The 1,768-nt window shown below is 47.6% G+C and carries 2 protein-coding genes; both read right to left on the bottom strand.

What is annotated here, in order from left to right; genetic code table 11:
• Positions 1-449: condensation domain-containing protein (locus D5S11_RS19630; RefSeq protein WP_241211476.1), on the bottom strand; the 449-nt coding region annotated here is incomplete at its 3' end.
• Positions 450-470: 21 nt separating this feature from the next.
• Positions 471-1,768: condensation domain-containing protein (locus tag D5S11_RS19625; RefSeq protein ID WP_241211475.1), on the bottom strand; the 1,298-nt coding region annotated here is incomplete at its 5' end.

The following is a 1,768-nucleotide window of genomic DNA, read 5'->3' as shown; positions in this document are numbered from 1 at the left end:
CAGCCGTCCATGACGATATGATGATTGCTCCAGACGAGATACAGCTCCTTCTCACTGAGTCTGAACACCGCCGCTTTAAAGAGAATATCCTTCGCCAGATGAAAGCCCTGCTGCTGCACGCCGCGTTTATAGCGTTCAATATATTCGGTTTGGCGCGCTTCATCTAATTGACTGATATCTTCATAGTGCACCTTCGTCTTCCGCTCGGCTAATACGACTTGGCGCGGTTTTTGAAGCTGCTGGTGCACGAATACCGTACGCAGGATGTCATATGTCCGGATCAGCTCATTGACGCTTTTTTCAAAAAGCTCCAGCTGAAAACTTCCGTGAATCCTAAGCTCTAATTGTGTGAAGTAGGAGGAAGAATGCGGATCAAGCAGCGCATGATACAGCATTCCCTCCTGCATCGGTGTGAGTGCATACACCTTTTGAATCGATTTTTTGCTCATATGTCACCTCTGTCTTTTCTGTTAGAGAATTTCCATTAATTTATCAAGTTCATCAAGCGTCAGATCATCATCGCCAAGATCGCTAGGCGTAAGCTCAGGTCCGTCTTGGGCCAGGCAGTGATCTATGATTTTCAAGAGGTGCCCTTTAAAACTGTCACTGAACGATTGAATGGTTTTTTCATGAAATTCGAGAGAATGATAGGCAAACGTCATCGTCATCTGCCCATTTTCTATAAATCCGACAATATCAAGCGCATTCGGCTTCTCTGTGTCAGGGCTCAGCGATTGTCCTGACGGCATCCCGGATCTTGTAAATAAGCCGGAATCCGACATCTCATTAAACTGGCCTAAGTAGTTAAAGCTGATATCCGGATCAATCTCAAATGAAAGATTCTCTTTATGCTCAGGCGCCGTTACATAACGCAGAATGCCGTAGCCGACTCCTTTGTTCGGGATGTGTCTGATGTCTTCTTTCATTTGTTTCAGCTGATATGAAAGATCGTCGGAATGCTTCATCTCAAGGATCATCGGATACATGCTCGTAAACCATCCGACCGTCCGGGTGATATTCAAGCCGTCAAGAATGTCTTCGCGCCCGTGCCCTTCCAAATGAACGCCGATCGTGTCTTCACCCGTCCACTCTTTCAGCGCCAGTCCGAGCGCCGTGAGCAGGATGTCGTTCATTTCGGTGTGATAGGCTTCATGTACGTTTGTCGTCAGCTGTTCAGTTTGTTCAGGCGTCAGAGAGAAGCTGACCGTTCTCGTATGTCTCATGCGCTGATCACCAGACTGCCTGTCTTTCGGAAGCTGAGTGCATACCTCTTTTTCCTCAAGCTCTCTCCAGTAATCCGCTTCTTTCAGAAACGCCTTCGTATTTGCGTATTCTTTGATTCTCTCGGCAAATTCGGCGAATGAATGTGTTTTCGGCGGCAGCGCCGGTTCATTGCCTTGCTTCAGCTGCGTATAAACGGACGTAAAGTCCTCCAGTAAAATCCGCCAAGATACACCATCCACGACTAAGTGATGGATTGCGAGAAGAAGGTGGTCTCCATCTTCAGCCCGGAAGAGCCCGGCTTTCAAGAGATGTCCTGTTTCCAGTGAAATACTGCTTTGAAGACGGTCTGCTTCCCTTTCGATACGGTCCTCATGGTCTTCAGCAGGTCCGTTCAGCTCAAAGACGTTCAGTTCAACAGACGCATCCTCAAGCCCTCTGTAATACGGTTTTTGTTCACGATAAATCATCCGGAGCGCATCATGGTGCACCGTCAGGACATGTAATGTTTTTTCTGTTATCTCCGGATCAAAGCCGTCTTTCGCGT

Source organism: Bacillus sp. L75, from assembly GCF_003676355.1.
GTDB lineage: Bacteria > Bacillota > Bacilli > Bacillales > Bacillaceae > Bacillus > Bacillus velezensis.
Note: the sequence above shows the minus strand (reverse complement) of the source record. Positions and strands in the feature narration are given on the sequence as shown.